Raw genomic sequence first — 3,073 nt, 5'->3', positions numbered from 1 at the left:
CTGCGCGGCCCCGGTTTTTTTGTCGTATGTATCCGTTCAGGCGCTCACCAGCGCCTCGCCCATCAGCTCCCGGTAACGGCGTTCCATCTGCCTGGCCTGGTAGCCGAGCAGGGCGGTCTCCCCGTCCAGCCGGACAAGCGCGGGAGAGCTGTAAGGCTCGCCGCTGTCCAGCAGGGCGCCCATCTTCCTGCGGTTGACCCCGATCTTCTTCCACCTGTTCTCGATTTGGACCGCGAGGATCCACTTTTTGATTGTGTTCATCTGCTATCCCATCCTTGACTTTTTTCGACAGCGTTATCTTTCGTTCGCTGCAATTACATTATACTTACTGTAATTGGCGGAATCTGTCGAATCGAAGAAGGGCGTTTTTAACAAATCGTGAACATTCGACTAAAAAACCCGTTAAACTTTCTTCAGACGGGCGAATTTCGCCATAACCTTCTTGGTTCCGACACTGTCGAACGCCACCTCCACGAGGTGGTCGTTACCCATCGGCGTGACCGAAATCACCATGCCGCCGCCGAACACCTTGTGCGTGACCCCGTCCCCCGGACGCAGGTCGAAGCCCTCGTCGGGCGCGGGCTGGCGGCCCACCCCCAGCATCCGGTCGCTCTCCGAGTAGCGGGGCTTTTTCGCCGGCATGGCGGCCGCCTGCTGGCGGCGGAGCAGCGTCTCGTCCTCCGCCTCGCACAGCTCCTGCGGGATCTCCGCCAAAAACCGCGAGGGACGGTTGCGCATCGTCTGCCCGAAGAGCATCCGCTGCGCCGCGTCGGAGATGTAAAGCTGTTTTTTGGCGCGGGTGATCGACACGTAGGCGAGCCGCCGCTCCTCCTCCACCTGCGCGGGGTCGTACATCGCCTGCACGCCGGGGAAGATCCCCTCCTCCGCGCCCGCGATGAAGACGTTGTCGAATTCGAGCCCCTTGGCCGAGTGCATCGTCATCAGCACCACCGCGTCGTCGTTCGGGTCGTATTTGTCGATGTCGGTGTAGAGGGAGATCTCCTCCAGGAAGCCGGAGAGGGAGGACTCGGCGTTCTCCTCCTCATAGCGGTTCATCGTGCTCTTGAGCTCCTCGATGTTCTCAATCCGCGTCTGGCCCTCGAAGCCCTCCGACTGGAGCATCGCGAGGTAGCCGGTCCTGTCGAGCAGCTCGTCGAGCAGCTCGCCCAGCGGCAGCGTGTCCGCCTCCGCGATCAGCCCGCGCATCATCGCCGCGAACGCCATGAGGTCGGCCGTCTTGCGCCCAAGGGAGGCGTATTCGTCCGCGTGCTCAAGCACCTCGAACATCGTCGTGCCCGTCCCGGCGGCGATCTCCGCCACCGCGTTCACCGTGCTGTCGCCGATCTTGCGCTTGGGCTCGTTGATGATCCGCCGCAGGCGCAGGGAATCCGCCTGGTTGCTCAGGACGCTCAGATAGGAGACGACGTCCTTGATCTCCTTGCGCTCGTAGAAGCGCAGGCCGCCGATGATCCGGTAGGGGATGCCCGCCTTGACCATGCCGCGCTCGAGCATCTGCGACTGGGCGTTCATGCGGTAGAGCACCACATGGTCGGAATACTTCGCGCCCGCCTGCACGTTTGCCTGGATCGTGTCGCAGATGAACTGCGCTTCCCCGTTTTCGTCGGCGGCGCGGTGCACCCGCACCTTGACCCCCTCCCCGTTCTGGGTCCAGAGGGTCTTGCCCTTGCGCTCGGTGTTGTTCGAGATGACCGCGTTGGCCGCGTCGAGGATCGTTTCGGTGCTGCGGTAGTTCTGCTCCAGACGGAAGACCCGCGCGCCGGGAAAGTTGTCCTCGAACTGGAGGATGTTTTCGATCGTCGCGCCGCGGAATTTATAGATGCTCTGGTCGTCGTCGCCGACGACGCAGAGGTTGCCGCTCTCAGAGGCGAGCAGGCGCACCAGCTCGAACTGCGCGCGGTTGGTGTCCTGGTACTCGTCCACCATGATGTAGCGGAAGCGGCTGCGGTAGTAGTCGAGCGCCTCGGGGAACTCCTTAAAGAGCTGCACCGTCAGCATGATGATGTCGTCGAAGTCGACCGCGTTGGCGTCCCGGAGCTGCTTCTGGTAGATCGCGTACGCCTTGGCGACGACCTGCTTGTAGTAGTCGTCCCCCGCCCCGGCCTCGTAGTCCCGGGGGGTCATCAGCTCGTCCTTCGCGCGGCCGATCGCCGACAGCACCCCCTTGGGCGCGAACCGCTTGTCGTCTATGTTGAGCTCCTTGAGCGCGCCCTTGATCACCCGCAGCGAGTCGTCGGTGTCGTAGATCGCGAAGCTGCGCCCGTAACCGAGGCGCTCGATCTCACGGCGCAGGATGCGCACGCACGCCGAATGGAAGGTCGAGGCGCCCACGTCCTCCGCCGTCGCCCCGAGCATCGCCGAAAGCCGCTCGCGCAATTCCCCGGCGGCCTTGTTGGTGAAGGTGATTGCGAGGATGTTCCAGGGCATGACGGTGCGGCTGCGGATGAGCGAAAAGGCACGGTCGGAATCCCAGCTCTCCCCGTCGGCGTACTCCTCGAGGAAGGCGACGTCCTCCGCCGTGACCTGCTCGGGCATCCAGGTGCTGTGGTAGGCGTCCCCGAAGAGCACCATGTTCGCGATGCGGTTGATGATGACCGTCGTCTTTCCGCTGCCCGCGCCCGCCAGGATCAGCACCGGCCCGTCCAGCGTGTAGACCGCCTGCCTCTGCATCGGGTTCATCCGGGCGAAGAAGTCGTCGATGATGCGGCGCCGCGCCGCTATGTACCGGTCTTTCAGCGATAAATCCATTGCGTTTCTCCACACATTCCGTTTTTGGTCGGGCGCGGCCCGCGCCCGCGATAAAAACATGATAGGTATTATACCACATCCGCGAAGCGGACTGGTATAATTGGCCATTGGGCGGGGAGTTGGCACAGCCAACGGATCCGCCTGGCCATAAATGTATAATAGCCGCTGCGGCTATTATACCACAGCTGCAAGCCCTTTGGGCTTGTGCGCCGCAGGGCGGCGCGAAACCGGCTTCGCCGGTTTTGGCTATGGTGTAACATCCACACCGCGCGGCGCAGCCGCGCAAAGCCGCCAAAGGCGGCTTACA

At 62.9% G+C, this 3,073-nt stretch carries 2 protein-coding genes; both read right to left on the bottom strand.

The window, feature by feature from the left end; genetic code table 11:
* Window positions 1-36: 36 nt before the first annotated feature.
* Window positions 37-261, bottom strand: coding sequence for a hypothetical protein (locus RDM88_RS12415; RefSeq protein WP_308755138.1), 225 nt, complete (start codon window positions 259-261; stop codon window positions 37-39).
* 141 nt (window positions 262-402) lie between these two features.
* On the bottom strand, window positions 403-2,766 hold the full coding sequence (locus tag RDM88_RS12410; RefSeq protein ID WP_308755137.1) for a UvrD-helicase domain-containing protein: 2,364 nt from the start codon (window positions 2,764-2,766) through the stop codon (window positions 403-405).
* Window positions 2,767-3,073 lie beyond the last annotated feature (307 nt).

This window comes from uncultured Anaerotruncus sp. (assembly GCF_902490045.1).
Taxonomy (GTDB): Bacteria; Bacillota; Clostridia; order Oscillospirales; family Ruminococcaceae; genus Anaerotruncus.
The sequence above is the reverse complement of the archived record's forward strand: the minus strand, read 5'-3'. Positions and strand labels throughout refer to the sequence as shown.